The organism is Pseudoalteromonas sp. SG43-7 (assembly GCF_014164295.1).
Classification (GTDB): domain Bacteria; phylum Pseudomonadota; class Gammaproteobacteria; order Enterobacterales; family Alteromonadaceae; genus Pseudoalteromonas; species Pseudoalteromonas rhizosphaerae.
The window spans coordinates 1-23,578 of record NZ_JACJEY010000017.1 but is presented as its reverse complement, the minus strand read 5'-3'; the positions used below and the strand labels follow the sequence as shown (position 1 = coordinate 23,578).

21 protein-coding genes and 1 CRISPR repeat array are annotated in these 23,578 nt (G+C 40.1%); of the genes, 17 read left to right on the top strand and 4 right to left on the bottom strand.

The genetic code is table 11. The annotated features are described in order from the left end of the window. Nucleotides 1–4: 4 nt before the first annotated feature. Both H5200_RS09895 and H5200_RS09890 read left to right on the top strand, forming a co-directional pair. Entirely contained in the window at nucleotides 5–2,455 is a 2,451-nt protein-coding gene (locus H5200_RS09895) for a glycoside hydrolase family 127 protein (protein ID WP_182739567.1), read from the top strand. Nucleotides 2,456–2,465: 10 nt separating this feature from the next. Beyond that, on the top strand, nucleotides 2,466–2,900 hold the full coding sequence (locus H5200_RS09890; RefSeq protein ID WP_182761407.1) for an FKBP-type peptidyl-prolyl cis-trans isomerase: 435 nt from the start codon (nucleotides 2,466–2,468) through the stop codon (nucleotides 2,898–2,900). Nucleotides 2,901–2,998: 98 nt separating this feature from the next. Here H5200_RS09890 and H5200_RS09885 read toward each other — a convergent pair whose 3' ends face one another. After that, nucleotides 2,999–4,009, bottom strand: a complete 1,011-nt coding sequence (locus H5200_RS09885) for an arabinan endo-1,5-alpha-L-arabinosidase (protein ID WP_182761406.1) — start codon at nucleotides 4,007–4,009, stop codon at nucleotides 2,999–3,001. A 102-nt stretch (nucleotides 4,010–4,111) separates the two neighbouring features. On the opposite strand from H5200_RS09885, the gene H5200_RS09880 reads away from it, so the two are divergent. After that, on the top strand, nucleotides 4,112–5,140 hold the full coding sequence (locus tag H5200_RS09880) for a family 43 glycosylhydrolase (protein WP_182761405.1): 1,029 nt from the start codon (nucleotides 4,112–4,114) through the stop codon (nucleotides 5,138–5,140). 81 nt (nucleotides 5,141–5,221) lie between these two features. On the opposite strand, the gene H5200_RS09875 is transcribed toward H5200_RS09880, so the two are convergent. The 3 genes from H5200_RS09875 to H5200_RS09865 form a co-directional block, all read right to left on the bottom strand. Beyond that, nucleotides 5,222–6,286, bottom strand: a complete 1,065-nt coding sequence (locus H5200_RS09875; protein ID WP_182761404.1) for a hypothetical protein — start codon at nucleotides 6,284–6,286, stop codon at nucleotides 5,222–5,224. Then, on the bottom strand, nucleotides 6,283–6,543 hold the full coding sequence (locus tag H5200_RS09870) for a HEAT repeat domain-containing protein (protein ID WP_404936181.1): 261 nt from the start codon (nucleotides 6,541–6,543) through the stop codon (nucleotides 6,283–6,285). The genes H5200_RS09875 and H5200_RS09870 overlap by 4 nt, the downstream gene beginning before the upstream one ends. A 295-nt stretch (nucleotides 6,544–6,838) precedes the next feature. After that, nucleotides 6,839–8,467, bottom strand: a complete 1,629-nt coding sequence (locus tag H5200_RS09865; RefSeq protein ID WP_182761403.1) for a sodium:solute symporter — start codon at nucleotides 8,465–8,467, stop codon at nucleotides 6,839–6,841. Nucleotides 8,468–8,714: 247 nt separating this feature from the next. Here H5200_RS09865 and H5200_RS09860 point away from each other — a divergent pair, with 247 nt between their 5' ends. The 14 genes from H5200_RS09860 (at nucleotide 8,715) to cas2e (ending at nucleotide 22,240) form a co-directional block, all read left to right on the top strand. Further along, a complete protein-coding gene (locus tag H5200_RS09860) occupies nucleotides 8,715–9,446 on the top strand; it encodes a FadR/GntR family transcriptional regulator (RefSeq protein WP_145234132.1) in 732 nt (243 codons plus the stop codon). 41 nt (nucleotides 9,447–9,487) lie between these two features. Continuing rightward, nucleotides 9,488–10,267, top strand: coding sequence for an SDR family NAD(P)-dependent oxidoreductase (locus tag H5200_RS09855; RefSeq protein WP_149980061.1), 780 nt, complete (start codon nucleotides 9,488–9,490; stop codon nucleotides 10,265–10,267). A gap of 99 nt (nucleotides 10,268–10,366) precedes the next feature. Next, nucleotides 10,367–11,074: a sulfite exporter TauE/SafE family protein gene (locus tag H5200_RS09850; RefSeq protein ID WP_149980062.1), complete on the top strand. Its 708-nt coding sequence runs from the start codon at nucleotides 10,367–10,369 to the stop codon at nucleotides 11,072–11,074. 39 nt (nucleotides 11,075–11,113) lie between these two features. Beyond that, nucleotides 11,114–11,995 (top strand): SMP-30/gluconolactonase/LRE family protein, encoded by an 882-nt coding sequence (locus H5200_RS09845; protein ID WP_182761402.1) that lies wholly within the window; start codon nucleotides 11,114–11,116, stop codon nucleotides 11,993–11,995. 76 nt (nucleotides 11,996–12,071) lie between these two features. Next, on the top strand, nucleotides 12,072–13,289 hold the full coding sequence (locus H5200_RS09840; protein WP_182761401.1) for a J domain-containing protein: 1,218 nt from the start codon (nucleotides 12,072–12,074) through the stop codon (nucleotides 13,287–13,289). Between the two features lie 100 nt (nucleotides 13,290–13,389). Next, nucleotides 13,390–14,253 carry a WYL domain-containing protein gene (locus H5200_RS09835; protein ID WP_182761400.1) on the top strand — a complete coding sequence of 288 codons (864 nt, stop codon included), beginning with the start codon at nucleotides 13,390–13,392 and terminating at the stop codon, nucleotides 14,251–14,253. Between the two features lie 131 nt (nucleotides 14,254–14,384). Then, nucleotides 14,385–16,793, top strand: coding sequence for a CRISPR-associated helicase/endonuclease Cas3 (cas3, locus tag H5200_RS09830; RefSeq protein WP_182761399.1), 2,409 nt, complete (start codon nucleotides 14,385–14,387; stop codon nucleotides 16,791–16,793). 27 nt (nucleotides 16,794–16,820) lie between these two features. Further along, nucleotides 16,821–17,366 carry a type I-E CRISPR-associated protein Cas6/Cse3/CasE gene (gene cas6e, locus H5200_RS09825; protein WP_145234122.1) on the top strand — a complete coding sequence of 182 codons (546 nt, stop codon included), beginning with the start codon at nucleotides 16,821–16,823 and terminating at the stop codon, nucleotides 17,364–17,366. Nucleotides 17,367–17,379: 13 nt separating this feature from the next. Then, a complete protein-coding gene (locus H5200_RS09820) occupies nucleotides 17,380–17,796 on the top strand; it encodes a type I-E CRISPR-associated protein Cse2/CasB (protein WP_145234120.1) in 417 nt (138 codons plus the stop codon). Between the two features lie 47 nt (nucleotides 17,797–17,843). Then, on the top strand, nucleotides 17,844–18,869 hold the full coding sequence (gene cas7e / locus H5200_RS09815) for a type I-E CRISPR-associated protein Cas7/Cse4/CasC (RefSeq protein WP_182761398.1): 1,026 nt from the start codon (nucleotides 17,844–17,846) through the stop codon (nucleotides 18,867–18,869). Nucleotides 18,870–18,895: 26 nt separating this feature from the next. Next, complete coding sequence (gene cas5e, locus H5200_RS09810; protein WP_145234116.1) at nucleotides 18,896–19,543, top strand: type I-E CRISPR-associated protein Cas5/CasD; 648 nt, start codon at nucleotides 18,896–18,898, stop codon at nucleotides 19,541–19,543. After that, nucleotides 19,530–21,005 carry a type I-E CRISPR-associated protein Cse1/CasA gene (locus H5200_RS09805; protein WP_145234114.1) on the top strand — a complete coding sequence of 492 codons (1,476 nt, stop codon included), beginning with the start codon at nucleotides 19,530–19,532 and terminating at the stop codon, nucleotides 21,003–21,005. The genes cas5e and H5200_RS09805 overlap by 14 nt, the downstream gene beginning before the upstream one ends. Nucleotides 21,006–21,007: 2 nt before the next feature. Continuing rightward, the gene (cas1e, locus tag H5200_RS09800; RefSeq protein WP_145234111.1) at nucleotides 21,008–21,928 is read left to right on the top strand and encodes a type I-E CRISPR-associated endonuclease Cas1e; all 921 of its coding nucleotides are present in this window, start codon (nucleotides 21,008–21,010) and stop codon (nucleotides 21,926–21,928) included. A 9-nt stretch (nucleotides 21,929–21,937) separates the two neighbouring features. Beyond that, nucleotides 21,938–22,240, top strand: coding sequence for a type I-E CRISPR-associated endoribonuclease Cas2e (gene cas2e, locus H5200_RS09795; RefSeq protein ID WP_145234109.1), 303 nt, complete (start codon nucleotides 21,938–21,940; stop codon nucleotides 22,238–22,240). An 82-nt stretch (nucleotides 22,241–22,322) separates the two neighbouring features. Further along, a CRISPR array of direct repeats spans nucleotides 22,323–23,449; the repeat unit is 29 nt; unit sequence GTGTTCCCCGTACTCACGGGGCTGAACCG. Nucleotides 23,450–23,578: the final 129 nt, after the last annotated feature.

Genomic DNA, 23,578 nt, shown 5'->3' with positions numbered 1-23,578 from the left:
GTGTATGTTTGTTTTAGCAGTAAAAAAATTACCACACGTTATTAGTTTTTCTCTTGCGGTAATGTTGTTATCGGCTTGCAGCGAACACCCTAATGCAGATGATAAAACTGTTAATACGCATCATACACAGCGCACACCACAACAACTTTTTGCACTTGAGCAAGTTAGCTTAAGTGCAAGCCCATTTTTACATGCCCAGCAAACTAACGTTCGTTATTTATTGGCATTGCACCCAGATCAATTATTAGCCCCTTACTTACGTGAAGCTGGTATCGAGCCCAAAGCGTCATCTTATGGTAATTGGGAAGACTCGGGGCTTGATGGTCACATTGGCGGTCATTATTTATCGGCGTTAAGCCTTGCGTGGGCTGCAACTGGCGATGAAGAACTAAAGCGCCGTTTAGATTACATGTTAAATGAGCTACAACGCGCACAACAGGTTAATGACGGTTATTTAGGAGGCATACCAAATGGTCAAGCGATGTGGCAACAAATCCATGATGGCAATATTAAAGCCGATTTATTTAGTTTAAATGATCGTTGGGTGCCGCTTTATAACATAGACAAAATTTTCCATGGCTTGCGTGATGCTTACTTGATTGCAGGCAGTGAACAAGCAAAAACCATGCTGTTTGATTTAGGCGAATGGTTTTTAAACTTAACCTCTAAGTTAAGCGAGCAGCAGATTCAACAGATGCTGTATTCAGAATATGGCGGTTTAAATGCGGTATTTGCCGATATGGCGACGATCAGTGGCGATAAGCGTTATCTCAAATTAGCGCAACAGTTTACTCAAAATAGCATTGTCGATCCGCTGTTAAAAAAACAAGATAAGCTAACTGGCTTACATGCTAATACCCAAATTCCAAAAATTATTGGTATGTTGAAGGTCGCTGAGGCCACTGATGATAAAGCGTGGCAACAAGGCGCAGATTATTTTTGGCAAACAGTGACTAAAGAGCGCTCAGTGGCCATTGGTGGTAACAGTGTGCGTGAGCATTTTCACGACAAAAAAGATTTTACCGCGATGGTTGAAGACGTTGAAGGCCCTGAAACCTGTAACACGTACAACATGATGAAACTCAGCAAGCTGCTGTTTCTGAAAACCGCGGACACTCGCTATTTAGAATACTACGAGCGCGCAACCTATAACCATATTTTATCGTCACAACATCCTGAGCACGGTGGGCTTGTGTACTTTACGCCAATGCGTCCTGGGCACTATCGTATGTATTCATCGGTACAAGATTCAATGTGGTGTTGTGTCGGTTCGGGTATCGAAAATCATAGTAAATACGGTGAGCTGATCTACAGTAAAAATGACGATAACTTATGGGTAAATCTATTTATTCCAAGTACGCTTGATTGGCAGCAACAGGACTTAAAAGTAACTCAACAAAGCCATTTTCCGGATGCTAATAATATAACCTTAGTGATTAACACATTAGATAAAAAACATAACTCATCAGCGCAGCTGCACATTCGTAAACCAAGTTGGGTTACTGATGAATTGCAGTTTAAGCTTAATGGCAAAGCAATAAATGCCACTGCAGAGCAGGGGTATTACGCAATAAAACATGACTGGCATGATGGCGATAAATTAACTTTTTCTTTAGCGCCAAAACTGTACACAGAGCAGTTGCCTGATGACCAAGATTACTATGCGGTATTGTATGGTCCTGTGGTAATGGCAACCAAAGTACAAGCGTTTAAAAATGAGCATTTAAACTTTGTTGCTGATAACAGTCGCATGGGTCATATTGCAGCAGGGCCTACCTGTCCACCCGAAGCACTGCCTATCATGCTCAGTGAACCCGAGCAGTTTATTGCTGATTTAAAGCGAGCCCCTAGCGCAGAACTTGCATTTACCACAGATAAAAATGTCGCCATTGCTCAGCAGGGGATAGGGAGCACACAAACAACTCAGTTAATTCCGTTTTTTAGGCTTCATGATAGTCGCTACCAAGTTTACTGGCCGCAGCAAAGTGAAGCCGAATTTACTCAATTTGTTAAAGATTCAAAAGCGGCTGAACAAGCAAAAGAGCAATTACGATTATTGACCGTTGACCAAATTACACCGGGCGAGCAACAGCCTGAAGTTGAGCATGACTTTAAAGGTGAAAATACCCGTGCAGGTGTTAATAACGGCCATCATTGGCGTGATGCAACAGGTTGGTTTGAATATAAGCTAACTAACTCAGAGCAGCAGGCAGTTGCACTGCGTATCCGTTACTTTACTGCAGATGTTGGACGTAAGTTTACTATCACAATTAATGGTGAGGTGCTGGCAAAAGTTAGCTTACCTGCTAAGCAAACCGGTGCAGAATTTTACAGTATTGATTATCCATTAACTGATGAAATGAAAAAAGCTAGCTCATTAACACTGCGCTTTAGTGCAATAAAAGGATCGGTTGCTGGTGGTATTTACGGTATTCGTTTAATCAATAATAACTAGTAGGACGAGTATGAGTTTACAGCATTATGACGATGTGCATTCTAAAGTGAGTGTTCGGCGCTACCCGCTCGCAGAGCAATACATAACACAGCCTGGTGTGCATGTAACCGGCTCGGGTTTAATGTATCGAATTATTGAACTGGGAAGTGGCGAACCACCTTCATGGGATGCTACTGTTAAGGTGCAGCAACGCGTGATGACTGCAACAGGGCATGTGCTTTATGATACGCGGCAAATCGAGCAAGTGGCTGAGTATGAGATAGCAGAAGCAATTGAAGGTTTGCAAGAAGCACTCATGCTGATGCCTAAAGGCAGCCGTTATGAACTTTTGATTTTACCGCATCTAGCCTACGATATTTACAGTGTGGCACTGAATGAATCTTTAGCGACAAGCAGTGAGCAGCTTATTTTTATGGATATTAAACTCATTGATTTTAGCGAGTAATATTGGTGCTAGAGCAGTAATTCTTGTGTTAATAATGCGATATATCAAAACAAAAAACCTGCAAAAAATGCAGGTTTTTTAGTGGCTGTTCTTAAGTGTTACTTCTCAATCAGCTTAGTGGTGCGCTTGTTTAGATCTTTGCTATCAACTACTGGCCAGTTATCGTCCCAAGTCATCGGTAGAATACGTAATTTTTGTAAACCGTTATCAGCCGTTTCGTAAGCATGAAGTACTAAGTAATCTTTACCGTCAAAGGTATAAGCGGCATTATGACCAAGCGCTACCCAGTCTTTATTACCTTCGATCACCAGCGAACCACCGCCATTATTTAAGTCACGGCCTTCTTTATCAAGGTATGGGCCTTCTACGTTTTTACTGCGCCCTACACGGACATTGTAAGTGCTGTCTAAACCTTGGCAGCATTTATCAAACGACACAAATAGGTAGTAATAGCCATTCTTTTTAAAGATATATGGTGCTTCTACAGGTCCGTGTTCAGTGTTAGGGCGTGCTGAAATGCTATGCCATTCTTGTGGTTGTGCCAAACGTACCATATCATCGTCAAGTTTCACTAATTTAAGACCGCCCCAAAACGAACCAAAGCTCATCCATGGTGTACCATTGTCATCTTCAACAATCGCTGGATCTATGGCATTCCAGTTATCACGCTCAGGCACAGACTGTATAACTATACCGTGATCTATCCATTTATAATCTGGTGATTTAGGATCTAGAGTTTCGTTAACCGTTACACCGATCGCCGAGGTGTTTTTACCAAACGTAGACACAGAATAATAAAGGTAAAACTTGCCATCTTTTTGGTATACATCCGGCGCCCAAAGGTGGCCACCAAAGTCACTGGCAACTCGTTTTGCCCAGCTCGGCTCGTCTTTAAATACGCGCCCGGTAAGCTGCCAATTTTTCATGTCTTTGGATTCGTAATACGTGATCCCCATACCCGTGCTAAAGACGTAATAGGTATCGCCTTCTTTGGTCATTACAGGGTCGTGTACTTCAACTTGTTTAGCCATGGTATTACTTGCTAAACAAAGTAATGTGCTTGCACCGAGCAGTTTACATGTATGAGCGAACTTTTTTGCGTGTTTCATAGTTGCCTACCTTTTTATTTTAATCATTAAACTTATCAGCTACTATAATATATGTAATACAATATTAACAATGGAAATTAAACTATAAAAATAGGAAATACCATGGCCAAGAATCTGATTGCCACTGCAATTATAAGCGTACTTAGTATGTCATGCTTTTACAGTGTTGCAGAGACAAATAATAGCCCAACATTAATACCAATTGATAACCCGATTGTTTTGCAACGCGCTGATCCTTGGTTGGTCCGCGATGAAAAAACCGGTTGTTATACCTTTATTGGTACATCCCCTAAGTTTGACGAAATTGAATTACGTCAAGCTTGTAGACTTAATGACTTGAAACTAGCAGAGCCAAAAGTGATTTGGCATAAAAATGAAAAAGGCCCAATGAGTACCAATATTTGGGCACCAGAGCTACATAAAGTTGATGGCAGTTGGTATATTCATTTTGCAGCGGGTGATGTAGAAAAGCCGTTTAGTATCCGCATGTATGTACTCAAAAATGACAGTGAAAACCCGATGAACGGGCAGTGGCAAGAAATGGGTCAGTTAAAAACCCACCTTGATAGTTTTTCGTTGGACGCTACAACATTTAGCCATAAAGGTAAGCGTTATTTAGTGTGGGCACAGCAAAACCAACCCGCAACGTATAACTCCGCATTGTGGATTGCACAAATGGATTCACCAACATCGATAAAAGAGCCAATAGTGAATATTTCAGAGCCAACACTTGATTGGGAAATACAAGGCTATAAGGTGAATGAAGGTGCTGCAGTGATGATCCGTGAGGGGAAAGTGCTACTTACGTATTCTGCCAGTGCGACTGATGATCGATATGCAATGGGCTTGTTATGGGCCGATGCAGATGCTGATTTACTCGACCCGGCAAGCTGGCATAAAAAGCAGCAACCAATTTTTGCTAGTAACGAAAAAGTAGGGCGCTTTGGTCCTGGTCACAATAGCTTTGTAAAAGCAGAGGACGGTGTTACAGACTTACTAATTTACCACAGCCGTGATTACAAAGAGCTACAGGGTACCCCGCTGACAGATCCAAATCGCCATGCGCGTGCACGCATTATAAAGTGGGATGACCAAGGATTTCCTATTTTGTCTAAAGAAAAAGGAGACTAATTATTAGTCTCCCATAGTTAATAATGAGTTTACTACAGTCAGATATATGCCGATTATAGTGATTTAAACTATTAAAATATTCTATAGGTCAATTACGAAGGGATGTGCCAGTATCCTTTGTGTTTGCTCGAGTGTTAGCCCTTTAGCGGTTGCTGCTAAAGGAACGCGGTGCATCAGATTGTTGACGGTGGTGCTGGTTAAATCATTTTCAGTTCCATTGGCTTCTACGGGGTGAGCGAGTCCAAGGAAGTGGCCAATTTCATGCGCTGTTAATCGTGCTATCTCGTTTATAGTGCCAGGAGCACTTTGTGGGAAAGCGCAATTGGTGGGTGATACAAAAATACCATCAGCCACACCTGCGCCACCAGGGATACGAGGCGTAAACCCTGCTAAATTTTGTAGGCCAAAGCCAGTTTGTTGTTTAACGCATTTGCCAATAACAACACTAATCGTATCCTCATCTTTGCTTTTAAGTTGTGACAAGATATTTGCTAAAGGGGTTAAATCGTGAGTACTTTTCATTATGATGGCTGCATCATCTATAAATTCAACCTCAGTTACATTAACGTTCAGGTCTAATTCAAGGCCAATTAAAATAGAAAGTGATTCAACATCTATTTCAGAAGCAATAGCAGAACTTAAAGCAAACCTTACGTTAATGCTTGGATTAGCTGGCATAGCAGAGACGAGCAATTCTATATTGATATTTTTGGCTAGAGTATCTTTGGAAAAAGAGTCACACGGCACTGGTTTAAATATCATTTGAGTGACCTCCGCTGCAACACCTTCTAATACAAACAAACCCTGATCAGAAAGTTTATTTGTTCTCCAAAGGTGTTTATTTGCGCTCGACTTATCGGTTATTAGCGTATCGCCATTAACATTTAAAGCTGATGAGGCAATCAAACATCCCTTGGGCAACGTTGTTACACGAAGCGCACGTCGGGCATCACTTAGGGGGATCTTAACGGCAAAACTGTTATTTCCGGTCGTATTTTGAAAATTAACGTTAAGCGGTGTCCAATCATTTTGCTTAGTCTCTTGTTCAGTCGTTTGCTTAGTAGATTGTTCAGTAGCCTGTTCGCTATTACAGCCTGTTAAAGTAACAGCTGCAAAAGCGTATAACATTGGCATAAACTTTCTCATCTCAAATCCTTCGCGCTAAGATACCTACCAATACGTCTTTTAATGTATACATCTGATTCACGTTTATATTGAGTTACTAATAGATTTTTCGCTTCTTGTGTTTGTTGGGCGCCAAGTAAATCAATACTTGCGGCACGTAGTTGTGGATCGAGTGAATTTACACGCTTGGCAAGTGCATCAACCACGTCGGATGATGCTGCGCCACTATCTTTAAGTGCTTTGACTAATGCTGCGCTTACTGAAGGGTAAAATAAAATGGGACAGGCACATTATTTTAAAATCTGTCCCATTCGTATTTTTCACCCGTAGGAAATGGCTTCAGCCATGAATTTTTTAAGTTTTATGCGTTCCTCTTTTTAAATCAGTCAGTTAATTTTGCACAAAGATAAGTGAATGAGGGTAAGTGAGAAAGGCATGCCTGTAGGAGATGGCTTCAGTCATGAATTCTCTAAGTTTTAGACGTTGCTCTTTTTTAATAAGCATCTTTATCTGTGTGTAAAAAAGGGGGGGTGATAACACCCCCCCATAAACGTGGGAACAACTAATTAAGTTTTACCAGAAACGGTAGTAAATAAACGCGGTGATACCGATGATCCCTGCGGTATGAATGTAATCCCATTTATCTAGGCCATCAGCAACCTCTTTTAATGTAGCTTTGTCTAGACTTGAGAAGGTAAGGCCTTTTAATTGCTCTTCACTTGCTTGCTTGGTGAATATACTCACTACAATCATAATGCCGACAACGAGTACGAATAGTAAAATACAGTAGTATAACCAGTTCATTGTGGTAACCCATTCCACTGGTGTACCCACTAGGCTGTCTTTAAATGGCAAAAGTACTAAGCGGAACATACCCATCACAAAACCAGATACTAAACCAACAAATCCCGCTGTAGGTGTAATACGTTTACTACATAAACCTAGCAAGAACACGGCGGCAATACCAGGGGCTATTAACGATTGAACGCTTTGTAAGTACTCATAAAGTACATCAGCAATTAAGCTCATAATGGGGATCCACAATAAGCCTAAAATAACAATTGCAACGGTTGCCAAGCGGCCAACTTTTAACAGATGCTTTTCGCTCGATTCGGGTTTGAATTTTTTATAGAAATCGATAGTAAATAACGTCGCTGATGAGTTAAATAACGACGCTAACGAGCTCATTAATGCTGCAACGAGGCCACCAATTACGATGCCTTTGACGCCGGATGGGAGTAACTCGGCAACCAATGTAGGAAACGCTTGGTCCGCACTGTCATAACTAATAATGCCTTTAACTTTTAGTGCATAGGCAATCATGCCCGGTACTAAAAAGATAAAAATAGGCAATAGCTTTAAGTAACCTGCAAACATAGTACCGCGACGAGCTTCTTTAATGCCTTTCGCCGACAGTACCCGTTGTACAATATATTGGTCTGTACACCAGTACCAAAAACCAATGATAAATGAACCAAATACGATCCCCGGCCACGGAAACTCGGTATCTGAGGCACTGCGAATTAAATGCATGTTCATATCGTTTATGCGTTCAACTTCAGACCACCCGCCGACTTTATCCAAACCGACAACTAAGATCACCACAGAGCCAATAATAAGTACTGGCGTTTGTAAAACAGAGGTCCACATGATGGCTTTCATACCCCCGAGTACAGTATAGATACCGGTGATCACTACTAAAGCAATGGCTGAGATCCAGAAGAAATCAATGCCCCAAATGCTTTCAATTCCTAAAATAGTTTTAAACGCGATGCCGCCAGCATAAACAGTCACCGCAACTTTAGTCAGTACATAACTGATCAAGGAAATAACCGATAAAAAAGTGCGTGATTTTGAATTATAGCGGCGCTCTAAAAACTCCGGCATGGTATATACTTTACTGCTCCAGTAAAAAGGCACAAACACCCAACCAAGTAATAAAATAATCCACGATTGCATTTCCCAGTGGGCTAATGCCATTCCCGATTGTGCACCTGCACCAGATAAACCAACGAGGTGTTCTGAGCCAATATTCGAGGCAAAAATTGACGCACCAATAACTAACCAACTCGCATTACGCCCAGCTAAAAAATAATCTGTAGTATCTTCTTCTTTTTGTCTCATCGAGACGACGACAACGGCTAATAACAAGACAAAAAATCCCGCTAACACTAGCCAGTCGAGTGTACTTAATTCGATCATCTTTAATTCCATCTAAGCCCGGAGATCAATCCGGATTATTTGTGTTTATAAAAATATTATAATACAAATGAGGTGAATGAAAGAGATTTGTTAAAAATTAGTAATACTTTAAATTTTTATGTTTTCAGCAATTACACAGTTCAAACAGCGGAAAAAAGTATTTACAGTAGCATTGTCAAAGATTTGCCTGATGACGCGGTAAGGTTATAGTAGTATCATAGAATAAGTATTTTTAAAGGAACTGTTTATGGCACGCATTGAAAATTTAAATTTGTCGCAACAGGTAACCAATGAGTTAGGTAAAGCCATTATTAATGGTCATTACACTGCTGAAACGGGTTTACCTACTGAAGCAAAATTATGTGAAGAGTATGGCATTAGTCGTACTGCTATTCGTGAAGCAGTGAAAATGCTTGCTGCAAAAGGGCTTATTTCATCGCGCCCGCGCCAAGGCATTCGGGTTGAACCAGCAAACACATGGAATTTATACGACACCAGCGTATTAAAATGGTTGCTTGATAGTAGCCCGACCTTGTATGTGTTAAAAGAATTTTTACAAGTACGCTTAGCTATTGAACCACAAGCAGCGGCACTTGCAGCAAGACGTGCTGATAAAGGCGCAATTGCAGAGATTGCGATTGCAGTTGAAAAAATGCAAGCGGCGGCTGATGCCTCCGATGGCGAAATCCATGAAAGTGATTTAGCTTTTCATACCGCAATTTTGTTTGCCAGCGGTAATCGTTTTTTCTTTCAATTGCGTGATTTTATTTGTACTGCTCTTAACGTTAGTATTCAGCATACAACACCCGCGAAAGGTAATAAAAAAGCCATTGCGGATGAACACTTTAAAGTGTATCAAGCAATTTTAAATGGTGAGCCTGAGCGCGCTAAAAACATGATGACGTATATGATTGACGAAGCTATGTCATTTATTGAAAAAGAAATAGCTGAAAAAGAGTCACAAAACGAATCGAAATAACCATGTTTTGTTAATGAATTATCTTAATACTTAAGGAAATCATGCCAGTCTCAACATCACACACAACAAGTTATCCAAGTCTCGCTGGTAAAAGTGTTTTTATTACCGGCGGTGCAACAGGGATCGGTGAAGTCATGGTAAAGCGCTTTTGTCAGCAGCATGCAAAAGTAACTTTTATTGATATTGCCAAACAGCAAGGTGAGCAATTGTGTAGCCAGTTAGCTGGCCAGTATCGCTTTGATCCGCAGTATATTTACTGTGATCTTCGTGACATTGAACAATTAAAAGCCGCTATTGAAACAACGGGCAAAACACAAGGTGAGATCAGCGTATTGATCAATAATGCGGCTGACGATACTCGCCACGTTGCCGATACCATGAGTGTTGAATACTGGGATGATAAGTTAGCCGTTAATTTACGGCCATGCTTTTTTTCGGCGCAAGCCGTAGCCCCGCAAATGCAGCGAATTGGTGGTGGTAGCATTATCAATATGGGCTCAGTGAGCTGGCGTATTAAGCAAACGGGCATGCCAGCTTACACCACGGCAAAAGCTGGGATCGAAGGACTAACCCGTTCATTAGCTGCGACTTATGGTAAAGATAATATTCGTATTAACACCTTAGTACCTGGCTGGGTGATGACCGAGCGCCAAATAACGCATTGGTTAACTCCAGATATGATTGAAGATGTTAGACATAATCAATGTATAAATGAAACATTACAGGCCGATGATATTGTCAATGCCGCATTATTTTTAGCCGCAGACGACAGTAAAATGATGACCGCACAATCACTTGTTGTTGATGCTGGTTGGACTTAAAATTCAATAAAAAAATTTACCTAACGCCAATGATATTATAATATTAGGATATTCTTGTCTGTAAATTAGTCAAACCTAGTTAAATAAGGTAGAAACGCGTTGCCCGATATCGTATTAGTTTATTTTATATTAATAATAGGCGCATGCTTGCAATGCGTGATTGGGTTTGGTCTTGGCTTATTGTGCGCACCTATTTTATACTGGCTTATGCCAGAGTTAGTGCCAGGGCCAATGATTTTAAATGCTTTATTACTCACCTCAATTCTTGCCATAAAGCACCGTGGCGCAATAGATCTAAAGCAAACCGGCTATTCAATTTTTGGTGGCGCCGTCGGAGTGTTAATTGCTGCAGCGGTAATGTTGCATGTTGATCCCCATCAGTATCGTATTTTACTCGGTTGTTGTTTACTAATTGCAGTTGCGTTATCACTTACAGGTTGGTCGCCTAAGCTTACCTTTATCTCTAATGTACTGGCATCACTAGCATCTGGTTTTATTGGTACCACCACATCCGCAGGCGGCGCACCGATGGGGCTACTCTATCAAGCGCAAAATAAAGATAAAATTAAAGCTAACTTAAGTATTTTCTTCGTGTTTATTAATTTATTTGGGATCACTGCGCTGCTGCTTACGGGCACCGCTGACTCTAATGACTTACTGCTATTTATTGAATGCTTACCCGCTATTTTAATTGGTTGGGGGCTTTCATACTTGTTAAATAATACAATTAATGAACAAGCCACGCGTATTTTAATTATTGTTGTGGCGACTTTTTCAGGGCTGGCACTGATTTTCTTGCAACGTTAAAATAGCGCAATAAACTCACATGCTGTTTTAAGGTAAATAATGGCGATTAACTCGATTAAAATGATCATTCCTTGCCAATGTTTACTTGGCGAAGGGCCATATTACAGCGCATCGCTAAAGTGTTTATTTTGGGTCGATATTTTAGACAAACTACTTTACCGTTTTGATTGCCAGCAACAAACAGTGTGCCGTTACCCGATGGAGCAGGCTATTTGTTGGATAATGGAAACCACCGAACAGCGTTTAATCGCAGGTTTTGAGCGCGGCATTTATTACCTTGATAACAACACATTCCAACCTAGTGAGCTGTATCCACTGGCTACTCTTGCAGTAAATAACCGTTTAAATGATGCCAAAACCGACCGCAACGGGCATGTGTTTTTCGGCACTATGGATAAACATGAACAACACAATACTGGGGCGTTGTATCGCTTTGGTCAGCAACAAACGCCAACCATTGTTGATAGCAATTATGTGATCAGTAATGGCCCTGCAATAAGTAAAAACGGTCGTATTTTATATTCAACAGAATCATCCACCCGCACTATTTATCAATTTGATTTAAATGAGCAAGGTGAGCTTAGCAATAAGCGAGTATTTGTAAAATTTGACGAGACAATGGGCTTTCCCGATGGTATGACAGTCGATAACGACAATCACTTGTGGGTCGCGTCTTGGAATGGCCACGGCCTTTATCGTTTTTGTGAAAATGGCACTATCGTGCATTTTTATCGACTTCCCGCACCTAGGATCACCAGCCTCACTTTTTTTGGCGATGATCTAACAACCATCGCCGTTACCTCCGCCCGTACTGGCCTAGAACCTGAGATACTAAAACAATACCCCTACAGCGGCGCCGTATTTATTTTACAAGCCGATATACAAGGAATAGCAGAAACGCCTGCCCAGCTGTGTTCATAATCAGCCAAGAGGTCTTTTTCAGTGCAATGATAAAATGTTAGTATTCCCACATATATATTTGCATAAATGAGTTGCTATGAAGACAAACACTACTTTTTTACAAAATGTAAAACAACAAACCACAGCAAAACCAAGCTCAGAGTTAGAGCGTCTGTGGCAACGCATAGAAAAGCACACTAAACGTAACGCTAATTTTGATACTAAAAAGCAAGGTTTATTTATTCAGTTTAAAGAGCAAGTAGAACCGCACGAACAGCATCAAGCACAAATGATTGCACAGCAGATTTGTCATTTGAGCCAATTTATTCCACGCAAAAGCTTAACCGATGAGCAGCGAAATGAGCTTGTGGATTGGATAAATGCAGATTTAGATTACTTAGCAAGCCATCCGTTTACTGGTCACTTAGATATGGAAACAATATCACACACTTTTAAATTTCATTTAGGTAAGCACAATCAAGAAGCGGTAAACGACATCCCATCGTCAGAGCTTAATGTTTTCAGAACCATGCTGCAGCAAGATTTTCCTGGTTTAGAGTTAACAGATGAACAATTAAAGGAAATTACGCTTGATCCTCAACTGCTCTATAAACACCTAGACGAACAAGGTTTTGGTGATACCCAAGAGCCTGACTCAGAAAGCACAGATGATCCCTTTAATGCCGGCGATGCGCAAAGCGATGATGATGAAGATTGGGATGATTTTTTTGACCAATTTGAGCGGTTTGATCGTGATGAAATTAAACAACAAAGAACCGATGCAAAATTAGAAAAGCTATTTAAAAGCTCACAGCTTAACAAAATGTACAAACGCTTAGCGTCAAAATTACACCCCGATAAAGAGCCAGACCCAACTAAAAAAGCCCAAAAGCACGCGCTAATGCAACAACTAAGCGAAGCACGTAAAGCAAAAGATGGCTTTACCTTATTACAGCTTTATATTACGCATTTTGACGATGATGTGGACTTTGATGAAGAAACCAAAGCAAACCTAGTACCATTACTGCAAAATAAAATAGCCGAGCTAAATGCGCTTCATCGCAGGCAAAAAGAAGGCAACGATGAACATACACTCGTATGGCGTAAATTTAACGGCCGTAGTAAAGCACAGATCAAAGAAAATTTTGCAGATCATATAGCAGCTTTAAATAATGAATGCGATGAAATTACTGAACGCTTAAGCTATTGCACAACAGTAAAAGTACTCAAAGAAGAACTAAACGATCGGATTTTAGATAAACGCCATATGCCCATGTCATTAGAGGCTGCGTTCGAAAGTATGTTTAACCTTTGATCTAAAACAAGTCATTCAAGCAGAAAAGGAATTCAGCTTGTAATCAATGGTTTTTCTGATAACTTGGAATAACAATAAAAAATAATAGTGCAGGGAACGCATGGTTGAAACAACCAATCAAAATAGCCAGCCACTTAACTACAATATCCAACAACGGTTTCATTTTATAGAGCTCATTATTCAATGGGAAGGACGCCTGACAACCAATCATTTACAGCAACATTTTGGTATAAGCCGCTCTAATGCATCCCAGCTAATTCAAGATTATTTAGCGCTCAACCCACACAGTTTAATTTACAACAACTCGCTAAAAGGGTATCAAGCAAGCGATAATTTTATACCCAAGTTTAAGCAGCTGGATCTAACCAATTACTTAAAAACCACACAAGCGAGTATGCAAGATCAAAGTAAGTATCTTACATGGCTAAACTCACCACTTGCACCCATACAACCAGATAAAGTAAGAGGCGTTTTACAAGCGCTGAAACAAAAGTTACGTGTTGATGTTGGTTATGCATCCATTGCTAGCCCAGAATTCGAATCAAGAATTATCAGCCCACATAATTTAGTGTTTGATGGTACTCGTTGGCATGTTCGAGCCTACTGTGAAAAAAACCAAGACTTTCGAGATTTTGTATTAACCCGTTTTAGTGGCGAATATGAATTTGAAGGCGCCGCCCAATTTGACCAAAAACACGACACATTATGGCAAACTCACCTCAACGTAATAATAGAACCTGATCCGCGTTTAGCCCAAAACAAAGCGCGTATTATTGCGCTCGATCACCAAATGCAATTGCAGCCCAATGGCCGATATCAGCGCACTCTAAAAATACGAGCAGCTTTATTACTTTACCTTTTAAAACAATTAGGTGTTGTTAGTTATCACGTTAATCCTGAAGCGCAACAAATCATATTAAGTCCTGAATGCTTAGCCCAGTTACAGCCTTATTTACCTCGTTGATTTAAATCAACTGACTATAAAATAACGAATAAAAGAATATGTACAACTAAGCGACAGGTGATAAATGTACAGTGTTGTTGAATTAACCTAGTAAGCGTAGGGTTTGATAAAACCCGTTAAGGAATAGAGTGATGTCGATACCAAGTTATTTTAAATATTGGGGAAAAGCGAAAAAAGATCCGTTACAAAGTGGCGCTGATTATCATTTATTACCTTATCATTGTTTGGATGTGGCAGCGGTTGCTGACATTTGGTTAACTGAATCTCGCACTTTGCTAAAGCAAATTGCTATACAAATTAACTGCCTGGAATCAGATGCTAAAGCAATAATATTGTTTTATGTTCTACTGCATGATTTGGGAAAATTTGATGCTCGATTTCAAAACTATGTAGAAGAAATAAGAGTTCAGTTACAAGGCGAAGAGTTTGAGGTTGAGCCTGAAAAATACGCACATGGCTCGCATGGTTATCTTCACTTTATGAAGTCTTACGGCCATAACGAGGCAATGAAAGCTGTAGCCGGTCATCATGGTTATTGTGATACATCGATTGACCGTAATTTAGCTGAACCTGACGCTGATGAAGAATTAGTTGAGTTAGATAAAGTTGCACGAAAAGAATGGATTGAATTTTGTTTGGCTTGGACAGGTTTAACAGAAATTCCAGATATCGGCGATATTCCAATGTTAGCTGGTTTATGCAGTGTTGCCGATTGGATTGGTTCTTCAATCACTAGTTTTAAAACTAAAGTTGAGGATTTAAATGAATATTATCAGTGCACTTTACCACGAGCTAAACAAGCGTTAATTGAAGCGGGTGTATTAAATAAGTTAAATGGTGCAGGTTTTGAATATTTATTCTCACCATACCAACCTCGCGGTATACAAACCCTATTGAATGATATGCCATTAGAAACAGGTTTAACTATTGTTGAATCTGATACTGGCTCAGGAAAAACAGAATTTGCATTAGCTTATGCATCTATGTTGATAGAGAAAAATTTAGCAGATGGAATTGTTTTTGGTTTACCCACTCAAGCAACCGCTAATGGTTTATTTGAACGCATAGGTGAAGCTGCTAGTAAGTTATTTCCAGATAGCACACTTACATTGGCGCATAGTAAATCTAAATACTTAATACCAGATGAAAATGGATTTTTACATCAATCAAGCAAAAGAGCTTTTTTAGGTTCTTTGTCAGTTGCAACCGTTGATCAAATATTAATGGGGGTGTTGGGTATTAAGCACCAGTTTATCCGTTCATTTGGTACTAGAAAGTCGGTCCTTATTTTAGATGAAATCCATAGTTTCGATGCTTATATGTACGCTTTAATAGAACGTGTGTTACAAGGGCAACATCAAGCGTATTCTAGTGTCATATTACTTTCTGCAACTTTGCCTTTGTCATTAAAAACTAAATTGGTTAAGCCGTACTCAGGTAAAGTCAGCAGTATTGAGTATCCACTGGTCACTCATGTTGGTATGGATGGAAAAACCCAAGAAATTGATTTGAAACAACCCATAGCACGAAAAAAAGTTTATTTAGAAAATTGGCTGTCCAATGACTTATTGCCAACTGCAGAACAACAACAAAGCTTAATTGAACACGCAAAAAATGGTGCAGTTATCGGTGTTATTTGTAATACCGTGCATGATGCACAAAATTTATATCAACAGTTAAAATCTCAAATTAATACCGAAGATGAACCATTAGAAATAGATTTATTACATGCCCGTTATACCTTTTCAGATAGAGCCAGAATAGAAAAGCAAATTTTAGATATTTATGGTAAACATGCTGGCCGTCAAGGCCGTATTTTAGTTGCGACGCAAGTGGTAGAACAATCCCTTGATTTAGATTTTGATCTTTTGGTGAGTCAAATAGCCCCCATTGAATTTTTAATGCAGCGTATGGGCAGACTATGGCGTCACGACCGTATAAATACAGAGTTAAGCCCTCGCAGTACACGTATAAAACAACCTACTTTTATTACCTTACTCCCAGATCAACCAATATCTAGTTGGAAAACGCATTATCAAGGTAGTGGTTTTGTTTACCGTAATATCCGCGTTTTATATCGTACAAATCAATACCTGAATAAAAACTCTAAGCTTACTTTTCCAGATTGTTACCGTGACGCTATCGAGTATGTTCACAATGAACAAGCATATACGGAAGAACCAGAAGAGTTACTCTCCTTATTTGAAAGTTATCAACAAGAACAAGATGGTTCTGCTTATACCGCCAAAATGTATAGCGTTCTCGATTCAAAACCATTAAATGATGTTGACCCACGCTGCGCTTTATTAACCCGTGAAGGTGAAATGACCGCAACCGTTGTATTGCTTAACGAACAAGGTGAATTATGGCATGGCGGTGATTATCAAGAGCAACAAGACAGAGAGTTAAGTACTGTAGCAATTGCAAAAAAACATGCAAAAGGCAAACAGGATCCTGATTTATATTGTGTAAAAGCGATTGTTAATCATGACATTAATTACAGTGAATTAGGGGTATTTTTGCCTCTAAAGAATGAATAATAAGATTAAATATTCTAGGGAGAAGGTATGTACATATCCATAGTTGCACTAAAAGCGACCGACAGTTATGAACAGCATCAGGCTATTTGGAGTTTGTTTCCCAATACCCCTGAACGTCGGCGAGATCATTTATTTCGAGTAGAAAATACAATGGCAACGGGTGAAGTGACGGTGTTGCTGCAATCGGCCACAGAGCCGGTCAGTAGCGAAGAATCTAACGTTTTACAAAGTAAACCATTTAATCCAACGGTGGAAAATGAAGAGTTCTATAAATTTAAATTAGTTGCTTATCCTACTAAATGTATTAGCCAAGGTAAGAAAGTGATTGAAATAAAAAATGAGAACGAACAAATCGCTTGGCTGCATCGAAAACTCTCTGGGGCAAATGTCACCGTTACAGCACTTGATAGTTTTTTAGTGAAAAACAAAAAGAGCTTTAATAATCGCTTTGTTTGTTTTGAAGGGGTTTTACAAATTACTAATGCTGATCAAATTTATCAGGCGCTGGTTATGGGTATTGGCCGACAAAAACATGCTGGTGCCGGTTTATTATCTTTAGCGAAAGCAAGTTAACTTAGGGGAATTTATGTATCAACGTATTTATAACGCTTACAGTAGTTTAAGCAAAGGTGACCAAGCGGAGCTGAAAAGATGCAATCTAAGCAAGCTAGCAAATTGCCCTGCTTACTTTAGAGTTTTGAGGTTTTCTGGTGCTAAAGATACTACGCAAACACAACGTATTTTATTTTTGATGACATCAATTGATGTTTCTCAAGAAAGTGAAGCGCAATCTGTAGCTCTTGCTCTTTTAAAAGCAGGCGTAAAAGAGTCACAAATTATTCAAATAACCCGCAGCGGTGACAATGCAATTGAGTATTTAAAACGTCAATTAGTGCGTTGTAAACAAGTGCAATTAGAAAGCTTAGGGAAGTTAGCACAATTTTGGGGTGAAAACTCCCGCCGCCAACTTTTAAAAGAATTTATTTTAGCAGAACAAGATTAATCTTATTCAAATTTAAGTATTTAAAAAATTTTAAAAAGGACATTCAAATGACAACTTTTATTAATATCCATGCGTTAATTTCTCATCCATCATCAATGATGAACCGTGATGATTCGGGCTTACAAAAAACTGCCGTATTCGGTGGAACAATCAGAAGTCGCATATCAAGTCAGTGTTTAAAAAGAGCAATTCGCCAAAGTGATCTATACAAAGAAAATGTTGAAGAACTATCAATTAGAACGAACAAGTTTGATGATTTATTCGCTTTGTGTATTAAAGAATTGCCTGAATTTGAAGCTAAATTAATTGAAGACGTTTTAGAAAATATGGGCTCAAAAGTAAAAACTGAAACGAACAAAGAAACAAAAGAAAAACTCCGTTTTTTTGATGCGGTACAACCTTACTCTATTGGAGCGATCAGAGAAGCTATTAATATGGTTCAAGCAGGAACTGAATTAAAAGATTTAAAGAAAATCGTTCAAATACCCACTATAGATGTTGCACTATCGGGAAGAATGGACGCAAGTTGCCCTGAACGTAATGTTGAAGCAGCAATGAGCGTAGCACATAGCTTAACAACTCATAGCGCAGATATTGAAGTTGATTGGTTTACAGCGTGTGATGATTTGGCTGAACAAGGCTCTGGTCATATTGGCACCCATGAATTTAGCTCTGGCGTGTTTTATCGTTATGCTTCAATAGATGTGGAGCTTTTAGCAAAAAATACCAAAAAAACGGTCAGCGAAACTAAACACATTGTAAATACAATAGTAAATTGCTTTGCTCAAGTCTCACCATCAGCTAAACAGAAAACATTTGCAGCACACAATAAAGCTGATTTCGTTTTATATACAAGTTCAAATCAACCTCTGTCATTAGCAAATGCATTTAGGAAGCCGATCAAAAATACCGGTGAAGTCATGGAAGAATCAATAAAAGCCTTAGTATCTCATTACGAAATGTTAGTTGATGGCTACGAATTACAATCACAAGCCAAAGCATTCGATTTAACTCAAACAGCATTGAGTGAAAAAATAACCTTAGTCAGTAAAATTAGTGAGTTAACGTTTTAATTAGTTTCACAACATGGGAGTTGTTTATGAAAACGTTAATTCTAAAAACTGAAGGTTTATCAGCTTATGGCTTGCAAACCTTTGATGTCCATAGGCGAGCAAATCATTTTCCTACCCGTTCAGCCATTGTGGGGTTATTGGCTGCGGCACTAGGTATTACCCGTAAAGAGCAACAAGCACTTTATGAGCTGTCAGAACAAATTACGACAGCGGTGCAAGTAAATCAAGCAGGTGAAAAAATGATGGATTATCATACAGTGCAAAATTTCCGTAGCCCTGACGGTAAAATTCAAAAAGGCACAAAACCCACATACCGTGAATATTGGTGTGACAGCGAGCACACCTTTGCTATTAGTGCTGAATGTGAACTAATTAGTAAATTAGAAGCGGCCGTTAAAGCGCCTAAATTCACCTTATTTCAGGGACGGAAATGTTGCCCATTAACTAGACCGTTATTTGATCGTGTAATGGATGAAAGTAACCCAGCAATCGCATTAAAAAAATTGGCGAATAAAGGTCAAATTTTTAGTGATATTGAAGGTGAAAACCAAGTAGCTCGAATACAAGTAAGGGATAAGTTAACACTTGCATCTAGAAAGTACGCGATGCGAATGGTGTATGTCAGTGGTGAAATGATTAAACCTGAACAGGAGTTGGCTAGTGAACTTACTTAAAGATCCCTTTATTTCAACGACTGATGGCAAAGTGTCATTAAAAGATATTTTGACCTCAAATAAAGACTATCAGTTACAGTATTTTTTTGATGAAACACAGTTGGCTATGTTGCAAATGTTGTCATCACTTTCAACAGTAGTGTTAAAGCCAACAATATCAGATTTGAATGATTATTTAGCAAATGGATTAAGCCCTGGACAATATGATGCACTACTTGAAAAAGTCGATAGCCAGTGGTTTGAAGGTGAGCGTTTTATGCGTTCAGCTTTTCCTAGTAAAGCAAAAATAGCCGATGGGCCTATTACCAAATTAGTCTCTGGCATTGAATGTGGCGGTTCAGCAAATGCCCTAGGGTTATTTTCAGAGTCTAGCGAAGTGAGTATTTGCTGCACCGACTGTACACATGTTTTAAATTATAATTTACACATGAATATTAAAGGTGAGTGTTTTGGGCCAACAGGTGCTACAGGTATTCGTGGTGGTGGTTCTATAAGCACTCTTATTTCTGGTGAAAATTTAAAGTCGACAATTTTATTAAATACTGTTTGTATTGATTACTTTAATGAGCAAGCCCAACTAGATGATGATGCCGAAAGTCGTTTTATGTGGGATATTCCGCCGATATCAGACATTTATTCTGCACCCAAAATTGGTTTAGAACGTGGTTTATTTGCACTTGCTTATCATATTGATTTTCCAGTAATTGATACTCCATGTACTTGTGATATATGTGGCAACACAGCAGATCAGAGTGTAACTACTTTTCAGCGCGTTAAGTATAGTGGATCGTATGGCTCCACCAAAAAAGGTCGTGATAATGGTGCTGGCTGGTGGTTACACCCTTATACACCAAGAAATGTAAAAGAAGATGGTATATATGCCGTTTGCGCACGAGATCAATATTGGCAGTCATGGCAAGAATTAACATCATATGTTATCGGTAAAGAAACAGATAAAACATCAGTTAAACCAGCATTCATTATCAACCAATTTCAAAATAAATTGGGTGTAGATTTGTGTTTAAGTCTCCTTGTAGGTGGAAATATTGCCGATCAAGGCTCGATCGCTGGGCGAGTCTATGATTTATATTCAATGCCATCATCATTATCTAAAAACAATTCAAGAATATCGTTAGTTATCAATGCAGGTTTAACTCAAAAGGAAAAACTCTCATTAGCGTTCAATAAAATATTCGGTGTGGGTTACGATAAAAACTTTGTTGGAGGTATTAAAAACCAGGCAATACAAAAATTTACATCGAATGCGCAGCAAATTGTTCAGCAGATCTTATTAGATGTTAATCGAAAAGAAGCTACACAGTTAAGAAAAGAGGCTATTGAAGCGTTAAACAAAGAAGCTAAATCGATTTTTAAATCAGTACAACGTAAGTACCAACACGACTTGCCTTTATTTAAAGCATTAGTAAAAGGTGAGTTCATTTTATATAAAGCAGATAGTTAACAATGGCTTTTCTCCAGCTTAAACCCATACCAATTAAAGATCGTAATTCGATGATTTTTGTAGCGATGGGGCGCATTGATGTTCGTGATGGTGCATTTGTTGTGATTGACGAAGTCAATGGTGAGCGAATGCATATACCCGTTGGCTCAGTGGTGTGTATTTTACTCGAACCCGGCACACGTATAAGCCATGCTGCGGTAAAGCTTGCAGCCACGACAGGCACATTGCTGATCTGGGTCGGTCAAGCTGGGGTCAGGCTCTATTCCGTAGGGCAGCCTGGAGGTGCAAGATCAGATAAATTACTATATCAAGCAAAGCTAGCGCTTGATGAAACTTTACGTCTAAAAGTAGTGCGAAAAATGTTTGAATTGCGTTTTGGTGAAGTCGCGCCAGAGCGACGTAGTGTTGATCAACTCCGAGGAATCGAAGGGGCGCGTGTTCGTAAAACTTACGCATTACTAGCTAAACAATATAATGTCGAATGGAAAGGACGCCGTTACGATGCAAAAGATTGGCAAGCTGGTGATATTATCAACCAATGTATTAGTGCCGCCACATCATGTTTATATGGTGTAACTGAGGCTGCTATTTTAGCCGCAGGTTATGCCCCTGCAATTGGCTTTTTACATTCCGGTAAACCGCTGTCATTTGTATATGATATTGCTGATATTATTAAATTTGATACGGTTGTACCCGCAGCCTTTAAAGTAGCAAGTAAAAGACCAAAACAGCCAGATCGAGAGGTACGAATAGCGTGCAGAGAAGCATTTAGAAAAGATAGAACCTTACAGCGGTTAATTCCTTTAATCGAAGAGGTATTAAGCGCTGGTGAGATCACGCCACCTAAACCATATGAAGATGCCCAACCGCCAGCACTACCAGAGCCTGAATCTATTGGCGATGACGGGCATCGCACTAATTAGGAGTGGATTATGAGTATGTGTGTTGTTGTAACTGAAGCTGTACCACCCAGATTAAGAGGGCGATTAGCTGTATGGTTACTAGAAATTCGCGCAGGTGTATACGTTGGTGATGTAGGTCGAAAGATTAGAGAAATGATTTGGTTTCAAGTCTCTGAGTTGGCAGAACAAGGAAATGTGGTTATGGCGTGGGCTACAAATACTGAATCGGGTTTTGATTTTATTACTTATGGTAAAAATGCACGGATGCCTATAGATTTAGAAGGATTAAGGCTGGTCAAGTTTACACCAGTAAACAACGAAACATTAAGCTAAAAATAACTGTTACGCTCTTTAAAAATTTGGTAGATTTGAACTAGCTGTTTTTATTTATAAAAAACAAGCATATACTATTAGAGTGTTCCCCGTACTCACGGGGCTGAACCGGTTGCTTTATTACTCATATATTCACAGTATAAGTGTTCCCCGTACTCACGGGGCTGAACCGGATTGGTACTTACGGATTATTTTTGTATACAGGTGTTCCCCGTACTCACGGGGCTGAACCGCGCCGACACTGGCGGGTTACGAGTTTGACGCTGTGTTCCCCGTACTCACGGGGCTGAACCGAACATCACGTTTAAAGCGGGTTATGAAGATTCGTGTTCCCCGTACTCACGGGGCTGAACCGCTCGTCGAGGTTTGCGAATATCTCAGCATCCGGTGTTCCCCGTACTCACGGGGCTGAACCGAGCATTCAACGAATGTATTGTTGTCAGAAGAAGTGTTCCCCGTACTCACGGGGCTGAACCGGTGTATAAATAAACAGTGGTTGATAATAAAAAGTGTTCCCCGTACTCACGGGGCTGAACCGATGGCTGGGTCGGAAGCTGGCTACCTGATTTAGTGTTCCCCGTACTCACGGGGCTGAACCGTCGTGAACAAGCGCCTTTATTTGAACCGCGCCGTGTTCCCCGTACTCACGGGGCTGAACCGAGTGCGGCGGCTACTTACATGCAGATTTCTGCGTGTTCCCCGTACTCACGGGGCTGAACCGCATTTGCCGCTGGCCGTGGTAACTGTAGCGTTGTGTTCCCCGTACTCACGGGGCTGAACCGGGTTCGTTTTATACTTAGGAACTGCTTGATTCGTGTTCCCCGTACTCACGGGGCTGAACCGTCGTCACAGAGTAGGATTTCGGACGCTGGACCGTGTTCCCCGTACTCACGGGGCTGAACCGGTGCACAGGGCAACTTGTCACTGCATGTTGTGGTGTTCCCCGTACTCACGGGGCTGAACCGCTGCAATCATCACTTGATGAGGAGCGTCAAAAGTGTTCCCCGTACTCACGGGGCTGAACCGCTCTAGGCCTTGAATTTGTACAATGCTAGTAGGTGTTCCCCGTACTCACGGGGCTGAACCGTGATAAACCCCTACTACCACGGCGCTAGAATAGTGTTCCCCGTACTCACGGGGCTGAACCGTTTTATTTTTTGCAGTTGTGATTTGTGCGTCAGTGTTCCCCGTACTCACGGGGCTGAACCGCTTGATGTCAACAACAACCGAAAAGTGATCCACTCCACCATTTGAATAATGATCCACTATTTATTAAGGTTTTCCATTAATCCGGCTTGTTTCTTTTCTTTGATCCTATAACTTTCCCCCTTAATTTGA

Bases quoted from the DNA above. Each gene is read 5' to 3' on its own strand.
- H5200_RS09895 (WP_182739567.1), top strand. From the start codon at position 5: ATGTTTGTTTTAGCAGTAAAAAAATTACCACACGTTATTAGTTTTTCT.
- H5200_RS09890 (WP_182761407.1), top strand. From the start codon at position 2,466: ATGAGTTTACAGCATTATGACGATGTGCATTCTAAAGTGAGTGTTCGG.
- H5200_RS09885 (WP_182761406.1), bottom strand. From the start codon at position 4,009: ATGAAACACGCAAAAAAGTTCGCTCATACATGTAAACTGCTCGGTGCA.
- H5200_RS09880 (WP_182761405.1), top strand. From the start codon at position 4,112: ATGGCCAAGAATCTGATTGCCACTGCAATTATAAGCGTACTTAGTATG.
- H5200_RS09875 (WP_182761404.1), bottom strand. From the start codon at position 6,286: ATGAGAAAGTTTATGCCAATGTTATACGCTTTTGCAGCTGTTACTTTA.
- H5200_RS09865 (WP_182761403.1), bottom strand. From the start codon at position 8,467: ATGATCGAATTAAGTACACTCGACTGGCTAGTGTTAGCGGGATTTTTT.
- H5200_RS09860 (WP_145234132.1), top strand. From the start codon at position 8,715: ATGGCACGCATTGAAAATTTAAATTTGTCGCAACAGGTAACCAATGAG.
- H5200_RS09855 (WP_149980061.1), top strand. From the start codon at position 9,488: ATGCCAGTCTCAACATCACACACAACAAGTTATCCAAGTCTCGCTGGT.
- H5200_RS09845 (WP_182761402.1), top strand. From the start codon at position 11,114: ATGGCGATTAACTCGATTAAAATGATCATTCCTTGCCAATGTTTACTT.
- H5200_RS09840 (WP_182761401.1), top strand. From the start codon at position 12,072: ATGAAGACAAACACTACTTTTTTACAAAATGTAAAACAACAAACCACA.
- H5200_RS09835 (WP_182761400.1), top strand. From the start codon at position 13,390: ATGGTTGAAACAACCAATCAAAATAGCCAGCCACTTAACTACAATATC.
- cas3 (WP_182761399.1), top strand. From the start codon at position 14,385: ATGTCGATACCAAGTTATTTTAAATATTGGGGAAAAGCGAAAAAAGAT.
- cas6e (WP_145234122.1), top strand. From the start codon at position 16,821: ATGTACATATCCATAGTTGCACTAAAAGCGACCGACAGTTATGAACAG.
- H5200_RS09820 (WP_145234120.1), top strand. From the start codon at position 17,380: ATGTATCAACGTATTTATAACGCTTACAGTAGTTTAAGCAAAGGTGAC.
- cas7e (WP_182761398.1), top strand. From the start codon at position 17,844: ATGACAACTTTTATTAATATCCATGCGTTAATTTCTCATCCATCATCA.
- cas5e (WP_145234116.1), top strand. From the start codon at position 18,896: ATGAAAACGTTAATTCTAAAAACTGAAGGTTTATCAGCTTATGGCTTG.
- cas1e (WP_145234111.1), top strand. From the start codon at position 21,008: ATGGCTTTTCTCCAGCTTAAACCCATACCAATTAAAGATCGTAATTCG.
- cas2e (WP_145234109.1), top strand. From the start codon at position 21,938: ATGAGTATGTGTGTTGTTGTAACTGAAGCTGTACCACCCAGATTAAGA.